The organism is Deinococcus aetherius, assembly GCF_025997855.1.
Classification (GTDB): Bacteria; Deinococcota; Deinococci; order Deinococcales; family Deinococcaceae; genus Deinococcus; species Deinococcus aetherius.
Map to the genome: position 1 here is coordinate 1,194,849 of NZ_AP026560.1, position 22,694 is coordinate 1,217,542.

Below are 22,694 nucleotides of genomic sequence, written 5' to 3' on the forward strand. Positions count from 1 at the left end.
GACGCGCTTTCAGTCGGCGGGGACGCCGGGGGGGTCTGCCGAGGGGGCGGGCGGCGTGACCTGGCGGGGCAGCCGCCCCCAGAGGATGAGCAGCGCCCCCAGCCCGAGGGCGGCGAGGGTCACCAGGCCCCAGCGCGGGCCGAGCGGGCCCTCCTTGCCGATCAGGGTGCTGGCGAGCAGCGCGCCGGGTGGGCCCATCCCCACGAGCACGAAGGAGTACAGGCTCATCACCCGGCCGCGCAGGTGGTCGGGGATGGTGAGCTGCACGGTGCTGTTCGCGCTCACGAGCAGCGAGAGCATCCCGAAGCCGCACACCGCCAGGACGGGCGTGGCGGGGACCGGCCCCGGCGTGAAGGCGAGGGCCGCCGTCGCCGCGAGCAGGATGACCGCTCCGATGCGCAGGTTGCGCGCCGGGTTGGGCTTGCTCGCCTGCCACAGCGCCCCCGCCATCGCCCCCACCCCGAAGGCGGCGCTGAGCGTGCCGAAGGCGGCCTCGCGCGCCCCGAACACCACCCGCGCGTAGTACGGGATGATCACGTTGAAGTTGATGACAGTGAGGCTCAGCAGCCCCACGAGCAGCATCACGTTCCGCACGGCGGGGGTGCCCCGCACGTAGTGCAGCCCCTCGCGCACGTCCTCCGCCACGCTGCCGTGCTGGCCGATCTCGCGCGGGGGGAAGGGCAGCGTGGCAAGCACGAAGAGCACCGCGAAAAAGGACCCCACGTTGAGGTAGAAGGGCAGCGCCAGCCGCGAGAGCTGGTCCGGGTCGCCGCCCGCGAGCAGGGTCACCCCGAGCGCGGCGACCACCCCGAAGAGGGCCTGTCCTATCGTGCGCGACACATTGAAGGAGAGGCTGTTGAGGGCCACCGCGTTCGGCACGTCGGGCCGGGGCACGAAGTCCACCACCATGCTCTGCCGGGCGGGCATGTCGAAGGCGTTCGCCGTGCCGCTGACGAAGGCGAGCGCCATCACCAGCCCCAGCGTGACGACCCCGAGGTGGGTGGTCACCGCAAGCGCCGTCGCGGTCGAGAGGAGCACGAGCTGGGTGGTGAGGAGGACCCGCCGCCGGGGCACCCGGTCGATCACCGCCCCCGCGAAGAGCGAGAGGAGCAGGCTGGGCAGGAACTGCGCGACCGTCACGTACCCCAGCGCCGCGCTGCTGCCCCCCGAGAGTTCGAGCACGAGGTACTGCTGCGCGGTCGCCTGCATCCACGACCCCACGAGCGACAGCAGTTGCGAGAACCAGTACCGGCGGTAAGCGGGGTGACGTAGGGCGCGAAACGTCTGGACGCGCCACGCGGAGACACGGGCGAACACCCGTCCAGGATAGGGGGGAGCCAAGCCGCCGAGCCGGCACGCCCTCCCCATGATGGAAACGCCAACGCGGGATGAGAGTCGGTCGCCGAAGAAGAATTCTCGCCTTGGAATCCTCGGATTCCCCCCAGAAATGAGGAGCGAACAGGCGTTCATCCTTTGAGTGGAGCTGGCGCCCTCCCTTCTTCATGGAGCGGCAGCCTCGCTTTCTCTGACAGGAATCAGACAGGGGACACGCCTTAACACTTCGCGTCGAGGCGCCTGAAGAAGTAGAAAAGTCCACAACTTCGCCTTCGACGGAGTTGGCAACACGAGTGTGACCATGTTACGGTGCCGATGTTTCATTTCCTTTGGGGAGCCTCTCATATGAAGCGTCCCTCCTGGCGATGCCGTGCCTAAGTGGCGCCGCATGAATGTCTCCGCGCCCTGCGAGTCCTTTGCATGACGTTCCTTCCCCGCTTCCTGTTGCCGTTGACCCTGCTTACCCTCGCCTCCGGGGCGGGAGCCTCGCTCACGGGCGGGGGGGCCGGGCCCCTGCCGCCCGCCGTCCCTGCTTCCGCCGAGGGGCCACTCACCGTCACCGTGCAGCCGGGGGACACGGCCTTTCGCCTGGCCCGCGCCCATGGCCTGAGCGTCGAGGTGCTTCTCGCCCTGAACGGCCTGAGCGGCCCCGACCTGCGCGTGGGGCAGGTGCTGCGCGTGCGGGAGGTCCCGCCGTACACCGTGCAGCCGGGGGAGACGCTGTACTCCCTCGCGCGCCGTTTCGGGGTGAGCGTGGACGCCCTGCTCGCGGCGAATACGCTCCCCACCGACACCGTGCTGCGGGCGGGTCAGGTGCTGCTCGTTCCCGGGCCGGGTCCCGGCGTCACGGCCCCCGCCCCGGCGGTCACGGCAGGGCAACCGCCCGTGCCCGACCTCGCCCCACCGCTCACCGCCGTCCCCGTGGCCTCATCCCCGGACGTTCTCGCCCCCGAGCCCCTTCCCGGGGACGCCCTGGCAGCGCCCCTCCCGGGTGACTGGCGCGGCGCGGCCCTGGCGCTTCTGGGGGTGCCCTACGTGTACGGGGGCAGCACGCTCGCCGGGCTCGATTGCAGCGGGCTGGTGCTCCAGGTCTTCGCGCCCCTCGGGCTGAACCTTCCCCGCCGCAGCGCGGAGCAGGCCCAGGTCGGGCTGCCGGTCGCGGCCGGGGAGCTGCAGCCCGGCGACCTCGTCTTCTTCGACACCGAGGGGCGCGGTACCGTCACGCACGTCGGCATCTACCTCGGCGAGGACGAGTTCTTGAACGCCAACTCCTACCGGGGCGGGGTCGTCGTGGACCACCTGCTCTCGGACCGTTACTGGGCGCCCCGCCTCGTCGGTGCCCGCCGGGTGTTGCCGCCGACCACGTACGCCTCGGGCCGCTAGCCGAGCCTTTGCCCAACGAACGCAGGCACGCTCTTCAGTTTTTCGAAGAGGCGTGCCCGCGTTCGACCCGCCCTACCCCTCGTCCTCTTCCGGGGTGTCGTCGAGGAGGGCGCGGTACTCGTCGAGGTGCTCGCCCTCGCCGAGTTCGCGGGCGATCTTTTCGATGGCGAGGCGGACGACCTCGCTCTTGCTGATCAGGCGCTCGGGGCTCGACAGCTCGTACGCCGTGCGGGTGAGCAGGGCGTCTTGCTCCTCGCTGATCACCACCTGCAAGCGTTTGCGTTCCTTCTTGGGCATCCCCTCTCCCTCTGACCCTGGCGACTTGATTTCCCCGGCAGCGTAGCACGCAGCATGAGTACCCTCAACATAGGGCTCATGTCACTCGGGTGAGTACGTATGGCCCCGTCCTTCACACGCAGGCCATCGTCTGAACGTGAAGCGGACGTGGGGTTCCGCGTAGACGTACAGTGAGCATCATGTGTAACATGCACTCTGCCCAGGCGGAGTGCGCCCGGGTCCCCCTATGCCCACCCCCGCGCGCCGCGCGACTGAAAGGACCGCCATGCAACTGACCCCGCTGCACCTCCAAGGAGGCCGGACCCTCTCCGGGACCCTCGCCATTCAGCCCAGCAAGAACGCGGCGCTGCCGATCATCGTGGCGAGCCTCCTGAGCAGCGAACCGGTCACCCTGCACGGTGTCCCCCGCCTCAGCGACGTTTACACCATCCTCGACCTCGCGCACCATGTCGGCGCCCGGCACGCCTGGGTGGGCCCCAACAGCCTGACCCTGCACACGCCCGAGATCGTGAACACCGACGCTCCCTACGCGCTGGTGTCCAAGATGCGCGCGAGCTTCATCATGATGGGGGCCCTCATCGCCCGCGCGGGTCAGGCCACCGTTTCCATGCCCGGCGGCTGCGCCTTCGGCTACCGCCCGGTGGACCAGCACGTTAAGGCCTTCCGCGCCCTGGGCGTCAGCGTTGTGGAGGAGGGCGGCAACTTCGACGCACGGAGAGAGGGCAGCCTGAACGGCTCCTTCGTCTTCGAGCTGCTGACAGTCGGCGGCACCCAGAACGCGATCCTGGCCGCCGTGCTGGGGGGCGGCACCGTCACGCTGGAGAACGCCAGCATCGACACCGACGTGGTGGACCTGATCAACTTCCTGAACGGCCTGGGCGCGCGGATCGAGGGGGCGGGCACGAACACGCTCACCATTCACGGCGTCCCCTCGCTGCGCGGGGGCGAGTACCGGATCATCCCCGACCGCATCGAGGCGGGCACCTTCATGATCGCCGCCGCCGCCACCCGCAGCCGCCTGACGCTGACGAACGTGCGGCCCGACCACCTGCGGGCGGTCAGCGCCAAGCTGGGCGAGATGGGGGTGGACATCCTCGAAGGCGGAGACCGATTGGTCGTGGACGCCCGTGACCGCGAGCTGCGGCCCGTCAACATCACCACCCAGAGCTTCCCCGGCTTTCCCACCGACGTGCAGCCGCAGATGAGCGCCCTGCTCGCCACCGTTCCCGGCACGAGCGTCGTGCAGGACCCGGTGTACCCCGACCGCCTGACCCACGTGGCCGAGTTGCAGCGTATGGGGGCGAACATCACCGTGAGCGGCTACACGCAGGTCATTCAGGGCGGGAAGCTCCATGCCGCGCCCGTCAAGGCCGCCGACCTGCGTGCCGGGGCCGCCCTCTTCATCGCCGCGCTCACCACCGAGGGCGAGACGGTGATCGACGGGGTGCAGTACCTCAACCGGGGCTACGAGCGGCTGGCCGAGCGGTTGCGCTCCATCGGCGCGAACGCCTGGCAGCCCCAGCCGGTGCTGGCGAACGCGATGGATTGAGGGGAGAGATGGGAACGGCGCCCGCTTCCGGGGAGGAGGTAGGCACGTTCTTTTGACGACGTGATGACTGTGGAGGATGCACAGAAGTCGCCCGCCGGTTCACCGCCTCCTCCGTCTGGAGATGGTGGGCGGGGGCGCTGGGGCACGGGAAAGGCCTCGTCGGCGCTCGACTTCTCACCGCCCGACAACGTTGAGCGCAGGCCCACCAACTTCACGATCCACCCTCCTAGGGTGAACCGAGCACGTCGTTCCCGAGCCGTTGTTCCCCGCCTCGTCGGTTGGGGGCGTCGTCACCCCGGAGGTTTGCCATGATCGAAGACACCAGCCCACTCGGAAAGTCCGTCGAGGAGATCGAGCGCGACAGCGGCAACCTCGACCCCGACCGCAACGCAGACGAAGGGGAGGGCGTGCAGGGAGGCGTGATCATCCCGCCGATGGGCCTGGGCGGCACGAGCGGAACGGCGGCCACCGGCACTGCCACGGGCGTTCCGATGATGCCCATCGTGGAGAGCGCCGAGCGGACGGACGGGGATGAGAACATCTGAGGGCCCAACCGGGTCGACATCCCGGATGTTCTCCTGAATCCACCGACAGGAGCGGCGCGTCACGTACGCTGGCGTCGTTCTATGTCATCCACCGAGTCGAATTCGACGGGGCAAAGCCGCACGTCTACGTTGGAACACGCCGGGCGCCCGCTGCAAGTGACCGAGCTGGGGACGAACGAGCCCGCCCTCGTTCTCCTGTCCGGCCTGGGTGACCCGGCTTCTTGGTGGTTCAGCGTGCCTTCCCCGGAGGAGGCAGGGCCCCACTGGCAGGGTGACCCCAGGGGGGACCGTCCAGGCCTTGCCCCTGGGCTGGCCTCCGTCGCGCGGGTCGTCGCCTACGACCGGGCGGGCGTCGGAGGCAGCGCCGCTCTCGACCACGACCGCACCTGGGATGAAATCTACGCGGAGTTGGAGGCCGTCTTGAATGCCCTGCACCTCACCCGTCCCCCGGTGCTGGTGGGGCACTCACTGGGAGGCATGATCGCCTCCACCTACGCCAGGCGGCATCTCTCCAGGGTTGGAGGACTGGTGCTGCTCGACATGACACCGCCCCCGCTGGAGCCGAGACCACACGGGCCGAGTCCTGAGCGTCTGGCGCTCACGCATTTCGAGCCCCCGGAGGTCGCCCCCCACGTGCTCGGCGATCTGCCGCTGGTGCTGGTCGCACCGGGACGGCCCTCCACCGTGGCCGAGGTGGCGTGGCAGCAGCCGACGGCGACGCGAGAAGCCCTCGACTCCAGATTCCGGCAGCGCCGTGAGCGACACGAGCAGATTCTGCGGACGTCGGCGCGCAGCCGGGCCGTCTGGACCTCTCAACCCGGGCACTACGTCCACCTCGACACACCCGACGTGGTGATGGAGGCAGTTCTGGAGGTCTGGCAGGAGGTTCGGGCACGTCTGGAGTGACCCTTCAACGGGAATCGTGTCCTGCGGCGGCTCCTCCCTGAAGTTCCCGCTCGGTGGCGAAGGCTTGCCTCAACAACGCCTGCCCGATGACCCCCGCACCCCAGGGAAGGACATGGGCATATTCCTCGGTGGGGATTGCCCTCCGGTGCCGTGTCTCGAATACGGGCGCGAAGGGGTGCAGGCCGACCCGCGCCCAGAAGCGCAACTGGTGGTACGGCTGAGGCGTCAGCCCCTCGACCCGCTGTGCTCCCAAGAGTCGGCAGGCCAGCACCTCCGCACACGCCTCCTCCGCCACCTCCCGCCGTAGCGTCTCCTCCCACGTCTCATCGCCCTCGGGTTTGCCGCCGGGCAGACTCCATTCGCTTCCATCCCGCGAGACGAGGACGATGTGCCCATCCGCCGTGAAGCACAGGCCGCCGACCTGCCCCACCGTCTCGTGTGGACGGGGTCGGTAGCCGGGCAGCCAGGTCAGGCGGGCGGGGCGTCCCTCCCAGGTCGTCTCCTCGCTGAGCGTCACCTCTCACCCGTCCAGCCGCTGCACGCTCGACCCCGCCACGCTCTTCGTGACGATCAACCGGCTGGGCAACCTCTCGGACAGGCTCTCGACGTGGGTCACCACGCCCACCATGCGGCCCTGCGTCCGCAGGTTCTCCAGCGCGTTCGCCACCGCCTCCAGCGCCTGCGGATCGAGGGTGCCGAAGCCCTCGTCGAGGAAGAGGGCCCCCAGAATCTTGTTCCCGGCGAGGTAATCGCTCAGCGCGATGGCGAGGGAGAGGCTAGCGAGGAAGGTCTCACCGCCCGATAAGGTCTTGACCGCCCGCGTCTCACCCGCGTTCCAGAGGTCCTGCACCACGTACTCGCCGTCTTCCAGCGCGAGGCGGTAGCGCCCGTCGCTGATCTCGAAGAGGAGCGCCCCCGCCCCCGTCAGCAGCCGCGCCTCCACCTCGGCGAGGAGGTACTGCTGGAACTCGTTCGCCCGCAGGGTATTCGCCAGCGTCTGCCAGGTGTCGAGCCCGTGAGCGACTTCCTTCGCCTCCCGCTCGATCTCGCCCCGGCGCCGCAGTCGCTCGCGGGCGCCCCGTTCCTGTTCGGCGAGGCTTCCGGCACGCTGGCGTGCGTTGTTGAGGGCCGCGTCGGTGGCGGTGAGATCGCGCTCGACCTGACGCAGATTCGCCGGGTCGAAGGGCTCCACCCCGAGCTGCCGTTCGAGTTCGGCGACCCGCGCCCGCAGTTGCTCGACCTGCGCGGCGTGGGTACGGGCGGCCTGTTCCAGCGCGGCGATATCCGCCTCGGGAAGACCGGCGGCGCGGGCCTGGGCGGCGGTCAGACTCAGGCTGGCAAGGGCGTCGTCGAGGGCGGCCTGAGCCTCTTGGGCCTCACGGGCGCGGGCATTGGCGGCACTCCGGGCGGAGGTCAGGGTCGCCTGCGCCGCCGCGTGGGCGCTCTGGGCGCGGGCCAAAGACGCCTGTGCCTCGCTCAGCCGGGTGCGGATCGTCTTGACCTCGCTGAGCAGCCGTTGCCGTTCCCGCGCCGGGTCCGCCCCCGCCGCCCTCACCCGTCGTGCCAGCCCGGTGAGCAGCCGCAGGGCGAGGTCGTGGGGATCGCCCGAGATGTTGGCCTCAAGCTGCCGCAGGTCGGCCTCACGCTGTTTGAGGGCCTCCTCCCAGTCGGCCACCTCGGCACGTTTGGCCTCGATGGTCTTCTTGCGGGCGGCGAGTTCGGCCTTGAGTTCGAGGTAACGGGTGCGGCGCTCGGTCAGCGTGCGGTCGAGGGCACTCACGCGCCCCTCCAGCGCCTCCAGATTCACGGCGGGGGCGGCGGGCAGCGTTCGCACGGTCCCCTCGCACAGGGGGCACGGCTCGCCGAGGTGGAGGTGGGCACGGTACGCCGAGAGCCCCGCTTCCCGCCTCGCCGCCTCAAGTTCGGCCTTCGCGGCGTCGAGGTCGGCCTTCGCGTTTCGGCCCTCGCGCTCCACCCGGCCCCATTCGAGCGTCTGGTCGGCCTGAAGTTGCTCGTCGGCGGCGAGGCGGGCCTTCTGGGCGGTAAGACCCGCCTTCTCCGTCTCCAGTTGCACCCGCTCGCGGCGCAGGGTGTCGAGCTTGGTGGCCGCTTCCTTCGCCGCGTGGTGGGCGTCCTCGTCCCAGGGCAGGGGAGAGGCGTGGGTGGTCTGGGGTGTGCCGCCCGCGCGCTTGAGCCGCGCCACGTCGGCCTCGGCCTCACGCAGGGCGTCGGCGCGGGATTCCAGCTCGGGAATGCGGTCCTCGGCGTCCAGGGCGGCCTGCAAACTCCGGTCGGCGGCCTCCACCGCGCGCCGCGTCGTCTCCTCGGCCTGCACCGCCCGTTCCAACTCGCCCGCCTCGCGCCCCGCCGCGATTCGGGCCCGCTCCGCCGCGTCGAGGAGGGGAAGCACCCCCGCCACCCGCCGCGCCCGCTCGGCCCGTTTGGCGCCCTCACGCACGCCCTCCGCCCGCGCCTCCAGGGTGCTCAGGCGGCGGGCGGCGTCCTCGCGGGCGGCCCACACGCCTTCCAGCGCCCGCAGGCGGTTGACCTGGCCCTGCAACCGCTCGCGGGTCTCCACCAGCCGCTCGATCTCGCCGTCCACCGTCTCCCGCTCGGCGCGCAGGGTAGCCACCGCCCCGGGGGTCGCGCCCGCGTACTCGCCTTCCAGCAGGGCGTGAAGGCTCGCCGAGCGGTGCTTGAGTTCCTTGGCCCGGTCGCCCGCGAAGGTGTGCATGGCCCGCACATGGTCGAGGCCCATCAGTTCCCCGAGGAGGGCCTGCCGCTCCTTGCCCGTGCCGTGCAGCAGCCGGGAGAACTCGCCCTGCGGCAGCAGCACCGAGCGCGCGAAGGTGCGGAAGTCGAGCCCCACCACCCGGCGGATGCGGTCGTTGATCCCCTTGGTGCCCCCGTCGCTGAGGCCCACCCAGCGGTCTCCCTCCTTCCGCTCCAGGCGCACCTCGTTCTCGGCCTGGCGCCGCCCGCGAGACCGGGCCACCCGGTACACCTCGCCGCCGACCTCGAAGGTGAGGCTGACCGAGAGCCCCCGCTCCCCCTGCGAGATCAGCGCGTCGAGCCCGCGTTCTCCGAGCCTCGGTGTGCTGCCGTACAGGGCGAAGGTCATCGCGTCGAGCAGGCTGCTCTTGCCGCTCCCCGTGGGTCCCACGAGGGCGAAGAGTTCGAGGTCGCCGAATTCCAGAGAGACGTGCTGCCGGAAGGCGGTGAAGCCCTGGAGTTCGAGGCGAAGGGGCCTCATGGGCGCCCCCGGTGGGGTCGAGAGGCAAACGTGGCCGGGGTTCCTCGACTCCCCGACTCCCCGACTCCTCGACGATGAGCCCCGCGAGTCACTTCACCACCTCCGCCCGCTCCTCCTGCTCCTCGCCGCGCGCGGCCTCGTCGGCCTCCTTGAAGGCGGCGCGCAAGTCGTCGGGCAGTTCGCCTCGGCGCTCCTGGTGAAAGCGCTCGTACAACTCCGTCAGGCTCAGCCCCTCGCGCTTGAGGTTCGGGAGGGCGAGGTCGTCCTGCACGGCTTCGAGTTCGACGGCGAGCGTGTTGGGCACCATCCGCAGCACCCGGTCCTTCAGTCCCGGCATCGCCGTTCCCGAGGGCGCCCGCACGACCACCTTGACGAGCCCGCCGAAGCCCGCGAGCTTCGAGAGCCGCGCCTCGACGTGCTCCAGGTCCACCTTCACCGTCCGCAACTCGCGCCCGCTCGCCAGGGGAACAGGGGTCACCCGGGCCGGGCGTCCGGCCTCCACCTCCACCAGGTTGACGTGCTTCTTCTCCCCTCCCTCCCCGAAGTCGAGCTGGATGACGGAGCCGGGGTAGTGCGCGAGCGGCATCTCCGAGGCGGATTGCGGCTTGTGGACGTGCCCGAGCGCGACGTACTGCGCGTCTGCCGGAAGTTGCAGCGGCGAGAGGGTGTAGGCGTTCGTGAGGTCGAACTGCATGGTGCGCTCAGAACCGCTGGGCACGGCGCCGTCCATCGTCGCGTGGAGCATCAGCATGTTGACGGAGCCGGGTTTGAAGCCTCCCGAGAGGCGGCGCAGGAAAAAGCTCATCCCCTCGCGGTACTTCTGTCGCCACGCGCCCACGTCGCCGCCCATCACGTCCGCCGCCTTCACCAGCCGCCGCTCGGAGAGGAAGGGGAGGGCGCCCACCGTCAGCGTCTCGCCCCCCTTCGTCTCCACGGTGCGGATCATGTCGAGGGGGTTGGCCGTCGGCTGGGCGACGAGTTGCACCCCCACCCACCCCAGCAGACCCGCCAGCCCGTGCAGCCGGGCGGCGGAGTCGTGGTTCCCCGCGATGACGACCGCCGGAATCCGTGCGTCGCGCAGCCGCAGGAAGAAGTCGAAGACCGCCGCCTCCGCCTCCGCCGACGGGTTCACCGTGTCGAAGAGGTCGCCGGACACCAGCACGGCGTCCGCCCGCTCGCTCCGGGCCAGCCCCGCGATCTCCACCAACGCCTCATGAACCTCCGGCGTCCGGTCGAGGCCCCTCAGATTCCGCCCGGCGTGGAAATCCGCCGTGTGAAGTACGCGCATCACGAAAAAATAGCATGGAGACGGGGTTTAGGGGCGGTAAAGTGCAACATAGTTTGACAGAGAGGGGACGTTCTATTATGCTAGAAACGTAATTGAGATCAGCCTCACGCTTCTCGTTCCACCCGGAAGGAGCCGTCCATGCCCACCCCCCTCTACCGCCACGGTGACGTGTTCTTGCAGGCAACGATGCCTCCCACCGGCCCCCTCCACCCCGTCGGGCACCTGACCCTGGCGCACGGCGAGGTGACCGGCCACGCGCACCGCATCACGGAGACACACGCCGCGCACCTGTACGACGGCTCGGGCCCGCACCGTTACCTGCACGTCACCGCCGCGCACGCGACCCTGACGCACGAGGAGCACGCGCCGATCCGCCTCCCGAGCGGGTGGTACCGGGTCTGGCGCCAGCGCGAGTACACGCCCGGCGCCGTCCGCGTGGTGCTCGACTGATGTTCCGGGTGGGGAGCGGCGGGCGGCTGATCTCGGCGCCGCGCCGGGAAGGGCCGGGAGAGGAGCGGGTGGAGGTGAAGGTCCAGCCTGTGCCTACCACTTCGCCCTCCCACGCCCCCGGCACGGCGCCCACCGTCACCCCCGATCAGGCCCGCACGCTCCTTAGACGCGGCCCCGTTCCCCCCGCCCTGCACGTCACCGGCCCCCTGAATCTGGGCGGGTCCACCTGGCTCCGCGCCCTGCCCGAGTGGCTGCGCTGCACGTCCCTGAACGTGGAGGGCTGCCCCAACCTGAGTGCGCTGCCCACCGACCTTCAGTCCGACTCTCTGAACGCGCGGAACACCACGTCCCTGCACGAGGTTGACGGCAGATGGAGCGTGCGGGACGGGGTGGACCTGAGCGGAAGCGGGGTGCGGACCCTGAACGCCGATTTGCGAGCTTCGCGCCTGACCCTGGGCAACTGCCGCGCCCTGACCCGGCTGGAAGGGCGGATCAGCGTCGGCCACCTCGACGTGAGCGGCTGCGCCTCCCTGACGACTCTGGGCGCCGACCTCCACGTCACCGGCTCGCTCGAACTCGCGGACAGCGGCTTGACGGCCCTGCCGCCGGGTCTGCGGGTCCGGTTGCAGTGGCGCGGCGTTCCGGTGGACGCCCGCGTCGCCTTCCGCCCCGACACCATTGCGGGCCGCGAGGTGCTCCTCACCCGCAACGTGCAGCGCCGCCGCGTGCTGCTCGACCGCATCGGCGTGGAACGCTTTCTGGCGGAGGTCGGCGGCCTGATCCTCGACCGGGACCGGGACGCGGGCGGCGAGCGGCAACTCGTGCGGGTGCCCTTCGACGACGACGAACCGCTCGTCGCCGTGCTCGTGCGCTGCCCCTCGACCGGGGGGCGTTACGCCCTGCGCGTGCCGCCCCACATCCACACCTGCGCGGGGGCGGTGGCGTGGACGGCGGGGCTCGACCCGGGCGAGTACCACCCCCTGCGGGAGGCCTGAGCACCCCCGCCGGTTCAATCAGGTCGGTAGCTCTTCCATTCCCTGCCCGGTCAGAATGACGGGCAGACGCTCACCCCTTTTGCCGACAACACTGTCCTTCCAGGAGACCCCATGACCCAACAACCCGTGCAGGTGGAGTACAGCTTCGGTCAGTCGCAACTCGTGGAGGGGATGGCGGGAACGTCGGACCTCCTGATCCGCTTCCGGCTCCCGCGCATGGGGCAGACGCGCCGTCCCCTGAACCTGTCCCTGGTCATCGACCGCAGCGGCAGCATGGCGGGCTCGCCGCTCAAACACGCCATCCGCGCGGCGCAGGCTGTGGTGGACGGGCTCGGCCCGGAGGACACCCTCAGCGTGGTCGTGTACGACGACGAGGTGCAGACGTTGATCGCCCCCACCCGCGTCACCGACCGCGCGGCCCTGGGGGCGCAGGTCGCGGGCGTCCGGGCGGGCGGTCTGACGAACCTCTCGGGCGGCTGGCTGCGCGGGGTGGAACTCGTGGCAGCGAACGCGGGGCCCCAGGTCGTCAGCCGGGTGCTGCTGCTGACCGACGGGCAGGCGAACGTGGGCGTGAGCGACACGAACGTGCTCACGAAGACGGCGGCCCAGAAGGCGGAATCGGGCGTGGGCACGACCACCCTGGGCTTCGGGAGCGGCTTCAACGAGGATTTGCTGATCGGCATGGCGCGGGCGGCGGGCGGGAACTTCTATTTCATCCAGTCCGCCGACGACGCCGCCGACGTGTTCGGGATAGAGCTTCAGACTCTCAAGGCCGTCGCCGCCCAGAACCTCACCGTCACCCTGAGCCCGGCCCCCGGCGTGAGCGTGGCGGACGTGCTCAGCCTGCACAGGCGCGGCGCCGATCCCTTCACCCTCGACCTCGGCGACGTGTACGAGGACGAGGACAAGCTGCTCGGCCTGAGCCTGAACCTCCCCGCGCTGCCCGCCGGGACCCACTCGCTACTCGGCCTCACCTTCCGCGCCGACGCCGTGCGGGAGGGGGCTATCGAGACGCTGACGGGCGGGCTGGACGTTCGGGCGGTGGCCGCGCCGCTGGGGCCGGACCTGCGGAGCGACGTGAGTGTCACCCTCGACCTCGCCCGGCTGCGGGTCGCCCGCGCCAAGGAGCGTGCCGTGGACCTCGCGGACGCGGGAGACGCGGCGGGGGCGGAGTCCACGTTGCGGACCCTAGTGGGTGAGCTGCGCTCGGCTGGCCTGCACGAGCACTTCGAGATCGCCGAGGAAATCGAGCAGCTCGAACACTACGCCGCCCGCATCGCGTCCCGCCGTCTGGACGGCGACTCCCGCAAGGAACTGCGCGACCAGTCCTTCCAGGGCCGCGCCCGCTCGCGCCCCGATCTCCTGGGACGCGGCGTGACGGTGGACGCCGCCGCCCTCGCCCTGCCCGTCGTCACGGATTCTGCGGGCGGCGTGGAACTGCTCTGCGTGCGCGAGGGGGGCCGCCTGCGCGTGAAGGTGGATGCGGACGGCTATGACGGCGGCCTGAATGTCCAGTTTCCTCGCGCCCTGCGCGCCGAGGGGGCCCGTTACGTGGTGGGCGGCCTGGAGACGAGCGCGGACGGCTCCTTCTACCGGGTGACGGGCGACATCCGCCGCGTGGTGCGCCCCGGAGAGAGCGATCCGCTGGCAGGAGTCCACGGTGGTTTCGGCGTCTCTCGCTCCTTCTCTGCTCCCCGCGCCGCCAAGCCGCCCGTCACCCTCGCCGACCTGGAGACGACGGATGCGGTGGGCCCCGGCGTCCTCGTCCAGTGCCTCAAGGACGGGAGCAAGCTGCGCGCCCGCGTCGTCTCGGACGGCTACCACCCCGACTGGAACATGCGCTTTCCGCGCGGCATCCGCGAGGACGGCACCCTGTACGTGGTGGATGTGGTGAATACCGCCCCCGATGGCAAGTCCTACATCGCGTCGGGCATCGTCCGCCGCTTCGTGCAGCCGAGCTGAGGACACCGGGTCTGGGCGGAGGGTCGGCGGAAAGACGGCCCCCCGCCCCTTCACCTCCAACCGCTCCGGGAAGCCCGCCGGCAGTCGGGTCGCCTTACCATGTGGACATGAGTGACCCGGCTTTCCGGCGCATGAGCGTGGAGGAATACCTGCGTACCGAGCCGGGCAGCCCGGTCAAGCGGGAGTACGTGAACGGGTTCGTGTATCCGTGGCATGGACAGGCCGGGGTGAGCGACGCGCACGACAGCATCGTCGTCAATGTGCTGCTGGCCGTCGGCCCACTCGCCCGGAGCGTGGGCTGCCGCGCCTACACCGCCGACATGCGCGTCCGCTCCGCCGACGGCCGGTCCTACTTCTACCCGGACACGACCGTTACCTGTGAACCGCGCGAGGATGGGGCGTATTTCAAGGTCGCGCCCTGCATCCTCGTGGAGGTGCTCTCGAAAAGCACGTCTCACAACGACCGCAACGCCAAATACCACGCCTACACGGCCATCCCTTCTCTGCAAACTTACCTGATCGTGGAACCGGGCGAGCGGCGGGTCTATGTCTATCAGCACCAGGAGGGGGTCTGGAACGTCACCGAACACACCGGGCGAGATGTGATTCCCCTGCCCTGCCTGGGTGCCGAACTCCCGCTCGACGACATCTACGACGGCGTGCTCTAGCGTCACCTCGCCCCTCGCGGAAGTGATCCCCGGCGCTATCCTGCTTGCCATGCCCGCCGCCCCCGCCCCCGAACCCATCCGCGTCACGGGCGGCGTGAACCGGGTCCGTTTCCGCGCCGAGAGTGGCTTCACCGTCATGACCGCGAGGCTCCGCAACTCGGAGGGCGAGGACCCCGACGCCACCGTGATCGGCGTGATGCCTCCCCTGGAAGCCGGGGACACCTTCAGCGCCGACGTGCTCCTCGAAGAACACCGCGAGTACGGCCACCAGTACCGGGTCCTGAACATGGTGCTGGAGGCCCAGCCCACCGACCTGACGGAAGCGGGAGTCGCCGCCTACCTCGAAGCGCGCGTAGGTGGCGTGGGTAAAGTCCTCGCCGGGCGCATCGCCAAGACCTTCGGCGCGGCGACCTTCGACGTGCTGGAGGGGGAGCCGGAGAAGCTGCTCCAGGTGCCCGGAATTACCCAGAGCACCCTGCACAAGATGACCGCCAGTTGGTCGCAGCAGGGGCTGGAGCGCCGCCTGCTCGCCGGGTTGCAGGGCCTCGGGCTCTCCATCTCCCAGGCGCAGCGGGCCGTGAAGCATTTCGGGGAGGCGGCGCTCGAACGACTTCAGGCGGACCTCTTCGCCCTCACCGAGGTCGAGGGCATCGGCTTTCTGACCGCCGACAAGCTGTGGAGCGCCCAGGGCCTCGCCCACGACGACCCCCGCCGTCTGACCGCCGCCGCCGTGTATGCCCTCCAGCAGGCGGCGCAGCAGGGCGGGCACTCCTTCCTGCCGCGCGAACGGGCCCAGCGGGGCGTCGTCCACTACACCCGCGTCACCCCCGAGCAGGCGAGGATCGCGGTCGATACGGCCGTCGAACTCGGCCGCCTGTCGGACGACCCCACCCCCGACGGCACCTCCCGTATCTACCTCCCCCACGTCCTGCGCGCGGAGAAGAAGCTCGCGGGGCTGATCCGCACCCTGCTCGCCACCCCGCCCGGGGGAGACGAGTGGCTGGTGCCGGAGGGGGCGGCAAAGGGCCTCTCGGAGGAGCAGGCGCAGGTGCTCAAGCTCCTCGAAGACCACCGCCTCGTCGTGCTGACGGGCGGGCCGGGCACGGGCAAGAGCACGACGACGCGGGCGGTCGCGGACCTCGCGGAGGGGCTGGGGCTGGAGGTCGGCCTGTGCGCCCCCACCGGCAAGGCCGCGCGCCGTCTGGGCGAGGTCACGGGCCGCCCCGCCTCCACCATTCACCGCCTGCTCGGCTACGGCCCGGCGGGCTTCCGGCACAACCACCTCGAACCCGCCCCCTACGACCTCCTGATCGTGGACGAGGTGAGCATGTGCGGCGACGCGCTGATGCTCTCCCTCCTCGCCGCCGTGCCGCCCGGGGCCCGGGTGCTCCTCGTAGGCGACGTGGACCAGCTTCCCCCCGTGGACGCCGGGCTGCCCCTCCACGCCCTGACCGCTGCGGCGCCGACCGTCCGCCTCACGACCGTGTACCGCCAGGCCGCCGAGAACCCGATCATCCGCGCCGCGCACGGCCTCTTGCACGGCCAGGCACCGGAGTGGGGCGACCGCCGCCTGGGCCTCACCGAGACGGAGCCGGACGTGGGTGCGCGGCGGGTCGCCATCATGGTGCGTGAACTCGGGGGGCCGGGGCAGGTGCAGGTCCTCACCCCCATGCGGAAAGGGCCGCTGGGGGTGGACGTGCTCAACCATCACCTCCAGTCCCTTTTCAACCCCGGCGAGGGCGGCACCCGCATCGCAGAGGGTGAGGCGCGGCCCGGCGACGTGGTGGTCCAGACGAAAAACGACTACACCAACGAGGTCTTCAACGGCACCCTGGGCATGGTGCTGAAGGCCGAGGGCGGGCGGCTGACCGTGGACTTCGACGGCAACGTGGTGGAACTGGTAGGCGCCGAACTGTTCAACCTCCAGCTCGGCTACGCCCTGACCGTCCACCGAGCGCAGGGGAGCGAGTGGGGCACCGTCCTCGGTGTGCTGCACGAGGCGCATATGCCCATGCTCTCCCGCAACCTCGCCTACACGGCGCTGACCCGTGCCCGCGAACGCTTCTACGCGGCGGGCTCGGCGAGTGCGTGGGAGAAGGCTGCCGTCCGTCAGCGCGAGGAACGGAATACGGCGCTGCTTGAGCGGGTGCGGGGGCGGTAGAGTAGGGACTATGAATGTCTATGGAGGGATGAAGTAGTCTGTTTATAACACGGTATTGTACAACGGCCTCCTCAAGATAGAAGTAAGAAAACGACAGCGTTGGCGCTAAAAATGCCAGGAGTCAAATCAATGCCAAGTGTCTTTCTTAGTCACCGCGAATAGGGATTGACTCGGAGCGCCAAGTGTGATTAGGCGGGGAGGTCAAAGAACTTGAGGTTGTGGGCGAGGACGAGGAGGGCGACCTTGAGCCGCAAGCTCGCCATCGTCTTGACCTGCCCCCACCGCAAGCCGGAACCCACCAGCACCGAGAACGCCGACTCGATGATCTTGCGGGCAGCCGCATATTCGTCTTTCCAACGAGGGTCAGGACGCTTGGCATTGCTTTTGGGTGGCGTCAGGTACGTGCCGGACTGATAGCCTTTGTCCCCAATCTGCTTCGGCCCACCGAAGGTGGGCCAGTCGCGGTTCATCACGCACCCGACGGTGAAGTCATGCTCGTTGGCGGGCCGGAGCACGTACTGGGCGATTTTGCCATTCAGGGTCGTCCAGGCATGCAGCTTGAACCCATACACCGGGCCGGAGGTACTGAAGCCGTGTCGTGCCCCCTTGAACTTGCAACGGGGAGCGCGCTTGAAGGTGCAGACTGGGAGGGGTTCGGAGTCCACGGCCACGAAGTCCAGTGCCTGGACTTCGACACTCGCGCCCTCGATCACAGGGGTCAAGCGTTCCAGCCGGGTACGGGCCTGGACCTCCGAAGGGTAATGGGGACAGTGGTTGAGTTTGAGCATCCTCCACCAGCCCCTGAAGTAGGGTGCTTTGTGAATCCGCTGCAATAGGGCCACCGCCACCAATTCGGCGTCACTGATCTTCTCGTGGGGGTGGACCAGCTTGGATGGCATCTGGGGGGTCAGCCAGACCGTCAGGCGTCGCAGGGCGTCGGGAATGGGGAGTAGACTGAGGTCGGGACGGCACATGAGCACCGTCCCTTTGCCATTTCTCCCCCCACCCTGTCAACCCCTATTCGCGGTTAGTCACACATCTATAGATAAACCATTTGTTGAGAAACTAGCCCACGATTTAAGATCAGTAGGAGTAAATGTTTGGTTCGATAAATGGGAGATTCAAGTAGGTCAATCCATCACTTGGAAAATCGAAGAGGGTATACGTGAGAATGAATTTCTTGCCATTGTTCTTTCCCCCGAGGCTTTGAAATCTGAATGGGTGAAAACAGAAATTAGCGCGGCTTGGGTTCGGCAGATGGCAGAAAGGCGTGTGTTTGTGCTGCCAATACTCTATCGAGAGTGTGAAATCCCACTTTTTCTGGCAGATAAAAAATACGCCGACTTTCGCGGTAATTATGATCTTGGTGTCTCTGAGCTTGTAGACGCTCTAGGGGTGCGCAATCGTGATGTACTTAAGATAGACAATTGGAGAAAGTACGCGCGTAAGCGGATAGGGGATTGGCAGAGGTTTAGAGATGAGGAGTTTGAGTCTTTGATTCTGTTTAGTGTAGACGAAGCACGAAAGTATAATTGGTCCGTCTGGGTTGGCGGAAGAAGAAACGCGCCCTATACCATCGTTTTCTCTGCCAGAAATCAAAACTTATCATCAAGATTCGCCGTTCGCCTGGATAAACAGAGACATGCATATCTAGCAGCGCTCGACGGCAATGTCCTGACGCCCAACACCATTCGCAGAAAAGACTTTAGTTCTTACGTAGGCAATACTTTGGATGAGTGTCAAGAATTTTTGTGGAGGAGATTTCAAGATTTTGAGTCTTCTTATGGAAAACCAACTGAACTACCAGTGTATTTCGTATCTAAATTTTTAACATCGGGGGGAAAAAGACGAAACTGTGCTGCAAGTAATTAAAGCCATGTCTTGGTATAAAGGAGATAATAGGGAAGGGTTGAGTTAGAATTACACCCTAGATATGCTCATTTCTGCCATAGTTCCGAACCCACTAGGGGCGGAACTCAACTAACTTCTGGCTATATAGCCTATTCATGGATGGATCCGCAGACGTCCTCCTGCCCTTACCACTCTTGCGTCGGCTCATCCTGCTCGTACTCCCTCGTGTATTGCTCGTAGGCTAGCCGAAGTTGCTGCTGTTGGGAAGTCAATGCTCCTGCCTCTAATTCTTCGTCCAGATCATGTGATCCGCCATTCTCTGCCCGAATGTAAGCGTCCAATGCGGTATTCAGTGCTCGACGCTCCTGTTCGGCAAGCAGCTTCTCAATAGCTTCTTGTACTAAGGCTGTCACCGCTTGTCCGCTCGCCTCCGCCTCCCGCATCAGGGCCGCGTACAACTCCTCACTCAGGGAAAGGTGCAGGTGCTTCATACCGGCAGGGTACGCCGGGCCACCCTTCCCCGTGCTATCCTCCAATTCCGGAGGCCGAGCGCCCCGGTTTTTCTTTTTGGCCCCGCGTGGGGCGGGCGCTCGTGTTCAGGCATGAAATACATCTTCGTGACGGGCGGCGTGGTCAGCAGCCTCGGCAAGGGCGTAGCGAGCGCCAGTCTGGGGGCGCTCCTGCGGGCGCGCGGGTACAGAGTCACGGCGGTCAAGATCGACCCCTACATCAACATCGACGCGGGCACCATGCGGCCCTACGAGCACGGCGAGGTCTTCGTCACGGCGAGCGGCGCCGAGACCGACCTCGACCTCGGCAATTACGAACGCTTCCTCGACCTCGACATCCCGGCGGGGAGCAACATCACGACCGGGCAGGTGTACCTGGAGGTCATCCGCAAGGAGCGCGCGGGCGATTACCTCTCGCAGACGGTGCAGGTCATCCCCCATGTCACCGACGAGATCAAGCGCCGCATCAGCGCGGCGGGGGAGACGGCGGGCGCGGAGATCGTCCTGATCGAGGTCGGTGGCACGGTGGGCGACATCGAGTCGCTGCCCTTCCTGGAGGCGATCCGCCAGTTCCGCTTCGACGAGGGCGACGAGAACGTCCTGTACATCCACCTGACCCTGGTGCCGTACCTGGGCACCTCCAACGAGTTCAAGACCAAGCCCACCCAGCACTCGGTCGCCACCCTCCGCAGTGTAGGCATCAGCCCCGACATCGTGATGGTGCGGAGCAAGGAGAAGCTGCCGCCCGAGATCACCCGCAAGATCGCGCTGTTCACCTCGGTGCGGGAAAACCGCGTCTTCTCCTCCTACGACGTGGGCCACGTCTATGAATTGCCCCTCGCGCTGGAGGAGCAGGGGCTGGGCAAGGCGGTCGAGGACCTCCTCGGGCTGGAGAGGACGCACCCCAACCTTGGTGTGTGGCAGAACGCCGTGCGGGTGATGAAGCAGCCCGGGCGCGAGGTCACCATCGCCCTCGCCGGGAAGTACACGCAGATGCCCGACGCGTACCTCAGCCTTCTCGAGTCGCTGACCCACGCGGGGATCGCCAACGACGCCCGGGTGAACATCAAGTGGGTGAACGCCGAGGAGCTGACGGAGGGGGACCTAGAGGCGCAACTGGGCGACGCCGACGGCATCCTGGTGCCCGGCGGCTTCGGCATCCGGGGCATCGAGGGCAAGATTCGCGCCGCCGAGTACGCCCGGACGCGGGGGGTGCCGTACCTGGGCATCTGCCTGGGCATGCAGATCGCGGTGATCGAGTACGCGCGGCACAGGGCGGGACTCACGGGCGCCAACTCCGCCGAGTTCGACCCCTACGCGCCCCACAAGGTCATCGACCTGATGCCCGAGCAGCTGGAGGTCGCCGGGATGGGCGGCACGATGCGCCTGGGCGACTGGCCGATGGAACTGCGGGCCGGGACGAAGATCGCGGGGCTGTACGGGGTGCCGGGGGGGGGCACCGTGCGCGAACGCCACCGCCACCGCTACGAGGTGAATCCCGCCTACGTGGACCGGCTTCAGGAGGCGGGCCTCGTCATCTCCGGCGTGACCCCCGGCATGAACGGTCGCGGCGCCGGGCTGGTGGAGAGCATCGAGATTCCCGGCCACCCCTTCTTCGTGGCGCTCCAGGCGCACCCGGAGTTCAAGAGCCGCCCGATGCGGCCCAGCCCGCCCTTCGTAGGGTTCGTGGCGGCGGCGTTGGGGAGCCGTCAGCCGTCAGCCGTCAGCGGTCAGCCGGAGCGCGCCCGGGTCTGAGCGGGAGGGATGGAGGAAGGAGGGCAGGCCCGGGGGTGGGTCTGCCTCTTTTATGTGGTGGGGTCACAGCCGAGCCAGGCAGTCCCGCGCGAGCGTGACGGCGGCGGGCATCCTCGCGGGGCGCCCGAGCGTGACGGACCGGCTGGCGTGGTGCAGGGCGAGGAGCAGGCCGAAGAGGGCGGCGTCACGTCCGCAGGGCAATCCGGCGGCCCCGGCGACCAGAGCCGCGACCTCCCACCCGTGGAAGAAGGCGAGGCTCGCCACATCCCACGCGGGCGGCCCGATGCTGGCGTCCCCGAAGTCGAGCAGGGCCGCGAGCCGCCCCCCGCGCCACCGCAACTGCTCCCCGTGCAGGTCGGTGTGGCAGAGGGCAGTTGGGCTGTGAATGACGTTCTCCAAGTCGTCCCGCAGTTCCCGCAGGCGCGAAGCCAGCTCGGGAGCTGCCCTCACGAGTGGGTGATCGGCGAGCGCCGCCCCGCCGAAGGGCCAGGCGTCCTGAAGGCGGGAGCGCAGGCCGTCAGCCGGAGTCGGGGCGACACCCACGAAGACGTCGGGGCGGTCTTGCAGCAGCCCAAATTGGCGGTGAGGGAGGGCGTGCAGGGCGGCCAGGGCCCGTCCCAGGTCGTGCCAGCCCCCGGTATCCGGCACGGAGCCGTCTCTCCGCGCGAGCGCGTCCACACTGAAGGGCCGCCCGTCGGGCAGGATTCCCGAGAGGAGCGGTTCGGGCGTGGGGACACCCGCCGCGAGCAGGGCCTGACGGATCGCGCCGTCCACCCCGAAGCGGGCTCCCTCGCCCCTGCTGAGGCGCACCACCCGGCGGCCGTCCGAGTAGGCCACACAACAGGCGCCCGCGCCCAGGAACGTGACCGGCCCGCCGAGAAGGGCCCGGGCGTGCGCCTCGTCGGTCATTCCGGCCGGGCGGGCTCTCTTGCCGTCCCCGTCACCCCCAGCCTCCCCAGGGCCGCGTCGAGTTGCGCCTCCAGCGCCTCCGGGCTTCCACCGTTGTCGAGGACGGCGGTCGCGCGCCGCCGCTTCTCCTCGCCGGGCATCTGGCGGGCGTCGCGGGCGAGCACCTCCTCGCGGGTGAGGCCGGAGCGGGCGACCACGCGGGCCACCCGCGTCTCCAGCGGCGCGTCCACCACGAGCACCCCGTCCATCTGCCGCTCCAGCCCGCCCTCGAACAGCAGGGGCACGTCCTGCACGACCCAGGCCTCTCCGCGTGCCGCCGCCGCTTCCTCCAGCGCCACCATCCGGGTCCGGACGCGCGGGTGGACGATGGCGTTGAGACGGGTCAGCCGCTCGGGATCGCCGAAGACCAATCCCGCCAGGGCCGCCCGGTCGAGCACGCCCTCGCGCACGACCCCGGGAAAGGCCGCCTCGATCTCGGCCAGGACCTCCGGCTCCAGGGTGACGAGGCGGGCCTGCTCGTCGGCGTCGAGGACGGTCAGGCCGCGTGCGCGCAGGAGGGCCGCGACGGTGCTCTTGCCCGCGCCGATGCTGCCCGTCAGGCCCAGTCGGAGCAGGCCCAGTCGGCGCGGGGCGGGGCGGGAGGAAGGGGGGGACATGCCGCCCACTGTAGGGGACGGGTCCCACCCCCCGGGAGGAGCGCCGTCAGAAGGAGGTCAAGCTCGGCCTTTACGCTGCCGGGATGACTCGGCACTCCCCGCGTGGGAAGGGCTCTCACGGCCACTCACCCCTTCCCCGGCCGCTGTGCCTATCATGCTTGCAAGCCCCTTGCCCATGCTGGTCGGTTCGGCTTGCACCGCTCCCAGCGCGGTGTTAGCCTC

The 22,694-nt window shown here is 68.8% G+C and carries 20 protein-coding genes; 11 read left to right on the forward strand and 9 right to left on the reverse strand.

The window, feature by feature from the left end; translation table 11 throughout:
- Positions 1-9 precede the first annotated feature (9 nt).
- Complete coding sequence (locus tag DAETH_RS06045; protein ID WP_319993735.1) at positions 10-1,317, reverse strand: MFS transporter; 1,308 nt, start codon at positions 1,315-1,317, stop codon at positions 10-12.
- 438 nt (positions 1,318-1,755) lie between these two features.
- Here DAETH_RS06045 and DAETH_RS06050 point away from each other — a divergent pair, with 438 nt between their 5' ends.
- Complete coding sequence (locus DAETH_RS06050) at positions 1,756-2,718, forward strand: C40 family peptidase (protein ID WP_264777017.1); 963 nt, start codon at positions 1,756-1,758, stop codon at positions 2,716-2,718.
- Between the two features lie 72 nt (positions 2,719-2,790).
- Here DAETH_RS06050 and DAETH_RS06055 read toward each other — a convergent pair whose 3' ends face one another.
- On the reverse strand, positions 2,791-3,015 hold the full coding sequence (locus tag DAETH_RS06055) for a transcriptional regulator (RefSeq protein ID WP_264777018.1): 225 nt from the start codon (positions 3,013-3,015) through the stop codon (positions 2,791-2,793).
- A gap of 265 nt (positions 3,016-3,280) precedes the next feature.
- On the opposite strand from DAETH_RS06055, the gene murA reads away from it, so the two are divergent.
- The 3 genes from murA (at position 3,281) to DAETH_RS06070 (ending at position 6,015) form a co-directional block, all read left to right on the forward strand.
- Positions 3,281-4,564 (forward strand): UDP-N-acetylglucosamine 1-carboxyvinyltransferase, encoded by a 1,284-nt coding sequence (gene murA / locus DAETH_RS06060; protein WP_264777019.1) that lies wholly within the window; start codon positions 3,281-3,283, stop codon positions 4,562-4,564.
- A 308-nt stretch (positions 4,565-4,872) separates the two neighbouring features.
- The gene (locus tag DAETH_RS06065; RefSeq protein WP_264777020.1) at positions 4,873-5,109 is read left to right on the forward strand and encodes a hypothetical protein; all 237 of its coding nucleotides are present in this window, start codon (positions 4,873-4,875) and stop codon (positions 5,107-5,109) included.
- Between the two features lie 81 nt (positions 5,110-5,190).
- Complete coding sequence (locus tag DAETH_RS06070) at positions 5,191-6,015, forward strand: alpha/beta fold hydrolase (protein ID WP_264777021.1); 825 nt, start codon at positions 5,191-5,193, stop codon at positions 6,013-6,015.
- Between the two features lie 4 nt (positions 6,016-6,019).
- Here DAETH_RS06070 and DAETH_RS06075 read toward each other — a convergent pair whose 3' ends face one another.
- The 3 genes from DAETH_RS06075 to sbcD all read right to left on the reverse strand — a co-directional run bounded on the left by DAETH_RS06075 (position 6,020) and on the right by sbcD (position 10,556).
- On the reverse strand, positions 6,020-6,532 hold the full coding sequence (locus tag DAETH_RS06075) for an NUDIX hydrolase (RefSeq protein WP_264777022.1): 513 nt from the start codon (positions 6,530-6,532) through the stop codon (positions 6,020-6,022).
- A 3-nt stretch (positions 6,533-6,535) separates the two neighbouring features.
- Positions 6,536-9,268, reverse strand: a complete 2,733-nt coding sequence (locus DAETH_RS06080) for an AAA family ATPase (RefSeq protein ID WP_264777023.1) — start codon at positions 9,266-9,268, stop codon at positions 6,536-6,538.
- Between the two features lie 88 nt (positions 9,269-9,356).
- On the reverse strand, positions 9,357-10,556 hold the full coding sequence (sbcD, locus tag DAETH_RS06085; RefSeq protein WP_264777024.1) for a metallophosphoesterase family protein: 1,200 nt from the start codon (positions 10,554-10,556) through the stop codon (positions 9,357-9,359).
- A gap of 138 nt (positions 10,557-10,694) precedes the next feature.
- On the opposite strand from sbcD, the gene DAETH_RS06090 reads away from it, so the two are divergent.
- The 5 genes from DAETH_RS06090 to recD2 all read left to right on the forward strand — a co-directional run bounded on the left by DAETH_RS06090 (position 10,695) and on the right by recD2 (position 16,792).
- Positions 10,695-11,006, forward strand: a complete 312-nt coding sequence (locus tag DAETH_RS06090; RefSeq protein ID WP_264777025.1) for a hypothetical protein — start codon at positions 10,695-10,697, stop codon at positions 11,004-11,006.
- Positions 11,006-12,001 (forward strand): DUF6745 domain-containing protein, encoded by a 996-nt coding sequence (locus tag DAETH_RS06095; protein ID WP_264777026.1) that lies wholly within the window; start codon positions 11,006-11,008, stop codon positions 11,999-12,001. The genes DAETH_RS06090 and DAETH_RS06095 overlap by 1 nt, the downstream gene beginning before the upstream one ends.
- 111 nt (positions 12,002-12,112) lie before the next feature.
- Entirely contained in the window at positions 12,113-13,963 is a 1,851-nt protein-coding gene (locus tag DAETH_RS06100; RefSeq protein ID WP_264777027.1) for a VWA domain-containing protein, read from the forward strand.
- A 107-nt stretch (positions 13,964-14,070) separates the two neighbouring features.
- Complete coding sequence (locus DAETH_RS06105) at positions 14,071-14,631, forward strand: Uma2 family endonuclease (protein ID WP_264777028.1); 561 nt, start codon at positions 14,071-14,073, stop codon at positions 14,629-14,631.
- A 49-nt stretch (positions 14,632-14,680) separates the two neighbouring features.
- Entirely contained in the window at positions 14,681-16,792 is a 2,112-nt protein-coding gene (gene recD2, locus DAETH_RS06110; protein ID WP_264777029.1) for an SF1B family DNA helicase RecD2, read from the forward strand.
- Positions 16,793-16,980: 188 nt separating this feature from the next.
- Here recD2 and DAETH_RS06115 read toward each other — a convergent pair whose 3' ends face one another.
- On the reverse strand, positions 16,981-17,766 hold the full coding sequence (locus tag DAETH_RS06115) for an IS982 family transposase (protein ID WP_264774389.1): 786 nt from the start codon (positions 17,764-17,766) through the stop codon (positions 16,981-16,983).
- Here DAETH_RS06115 and DAETH_RS06120 point away from each other — a divergent pair.
- The gene (locus DAETH_RS06120) at positions 17,765-18,664 is read left to right on the forward strand and encodes a toll/interleukin-1 receptor domain-containing protein (protein ID WP_264777030.1); all 900 of its coding nucleotides are present in this window, start codon (positions 17,765-17,767) and stop codon (positions 18,662-18,664) included. The two genes, DAETH_RS06115 and DAETH_RS06120, sit on opposite strands and share 2 nt — an antisense overlap.
- 164 nt (positions 18,665-18,828) lie before the next feature.
- On the opposite strand, the gene DAETH_RS06125 is transcribed toward DAETH_RS06120, so the two are convergent.
- Positions 18,829-19,134: a hypothetical protein gene (locus DAETH_RS06125; RefSeq protein ID WP_264777031.1), complete on the reverse strand. Its 306-nt coding sequence runs from the start codon at positions 19,132-19,134 to the stop codon at positions 18,829-18,831.
- A 111-nt stretch (positions 19,135-19,245) separates the two neighbouring features.
- Here DAETH_RS06125 and DAETH_RS06130 point away from each other — a divergent pair, with 111 nt between their 5' ends.
- A complete protein-coding gene (locus DAETH_RS06130; RefSeq protein WP_264777032.1) occupies positions 19,246-20,907 on the forward strand; it encodes a CTP synthase in 1,662 nt (553 codons plus the stop codon).
- A 63-nt stretch (positions 20,908-20,970) separates the two neighbouring features.
- Here DAETH_RS06130 and DAETH_RS06135 read toward each other — a convergent pair whose 3' ends face one another.
- Complete coding sequence (locus tag DAETH_RS06135) at positions 20,971-21,816, reverse strand: phosphotransferase family protein (protein WP_264777033.1); 846 nt, start codon at positions 21,814-21,816, stop codon at positions 20,971-20,973.
- Positions 21,813-22,472 carry a dephospho-CoA kinase gene (gene coaE / locus DAETH_RS06140; RefSeq protein WP_264777034.1) on the reverse strand — a complete coding sequence of 220 codons (660 nt, stop codon included), beginning with the start codon at positions 22,470-22,472 and terminating at the stop codon, positions 21,813-21,815. Before coaE ends, DAETH_RS06135 begins: the two co-directional genes overlap by 4 nt.
- Positions 22,473-22,694 lie beyond the last annotated feature (222 nt).

Bases quoted from the DNA above. Each gene is read 5' to 3' on its own strand.
- DAETH_RS06080 (WP_264777023.1), bottom strand. From the start codon at position 9,268: ATGAGGCCCCTTCGCCTCGAACTCCAGGGCTTCACCGCCTTCCGGCAG.
- DAETH_RS06095 (WP_264777026.1), top strand. From the start codon at position 11,006: ATGTTCCGGGTGGGGAGCGGCGGGCGGCTGATCTCGGCGCCGCGCCGG.
- DAETH_RS06105 (WP_264777028.1), top strand. From the start codon at position 14,071: ATGAGTGACCCGGCTTTCCGGCGCATGAGCGTGGAGGAATACCTGCGT.
- recD2 (WP_264777029.1), top strand. From the start codon at position 14,681: ATGCCCGCCGCCCCCGCCCCCGAACCCATCCGCGTCACGGGCGGCGTG.
- DAETH_RS06090 (WP_264777025.1), top strand. From the start codon at position 10,695: ATGCCCACCCCCCTCTACCGCCACGGTGACGTGTTCTTGCAGGCAACG.
- sbcD (WP_264777024.1), bottom strand. From the start codon at position 10,556: ATGCGCGTACTTCACACGGCGGATTTCCACGCCGGGCGGAATCTGAGG.
- DAETH_RS06055 (WP_264777018.1), bottom strand. From the start codon at position 3,015: ATGCCCAAGAAGGAACGCAAACGCTTGCAGGTGGTGATCAGCGAGGAG.
- DAETH_RS06065 (WP_264777020.1), top strand. From the start codon at position 4,873: ATGATCGAAGACACCAGCCCACTCGGAAAGTCCGTCGAGGAGATCGAG.
- DAETH_RS06070 (WP_264777021.1), top strand. From the start codon at position 5,191: ATGTCATCCACCGAGTCGAATTCGACGGGGCAAAGCCGCACGTCTACG.
- DAETH_RS06135 (WP_264777033.1), bottom strand. From the start codon at position 21,816: ATGACCGACGAGGCGCACGCCCGGGCCCTTCTCGGCGGGCCGGTCACG.
- DAETH_RS06120 (WP_264777030.1), top strand. From the start codon at position 17,765: ATGAGCACCGTCCCTTTGCCATTTCTCCCCCCACCCTGTCAACCCCTA.
- murA (WP_264777019.1), top strand. From the start codon at position 3,281: ATGCAACTGACCCCGCTGCACCTCCAAGGAGGCCGGACCCTCTCCGGG.
- DAETH_RS06100 (WP_264777027.1), top strand. From the start codon at position 12,113: ATGACCCAACAACCCGTGCAGGTGGAGTACAGCTTCGGTCAGTCGCAA.
- coaE (WP_264777034.1), bottom strand. From the start codon at position 22,472: ATGTCCCCCCCTTCCTCCCGCCCCGCCCCGCGCCGACTGGGCCTGCTC.
- DAETH_RS06050 (WP_264777017.1), top strand. From the start codon at position 1,756: ATGACGTTCCTTCCCCGCTTCCTGTTGCCGTTGACCCTGCTTACCCTC.
- DAETH_RS06115 (WP_264774389.1), bottom strand. From the start codon at position 17,766: ATGTGCCGTCCCGACCTCAGTCTACTCCCCATTCCCGACGCCCTGCGA.
- DAETH_RS06130 (WP_264777032.1), top strand. From the start codon at position 19,246: ATGAAATACATCTTCGTGACGGGCGGCGTGGTCAGCAGCCTCGGCAAG.
- DAETH_RS06125 (WP_264777031.1), bottom strand. From the start codon at position 19,134: ATGAAGCACCTGCACCTTTCCCTGAGTGAGGAGTTGTACGCGGCCCTG.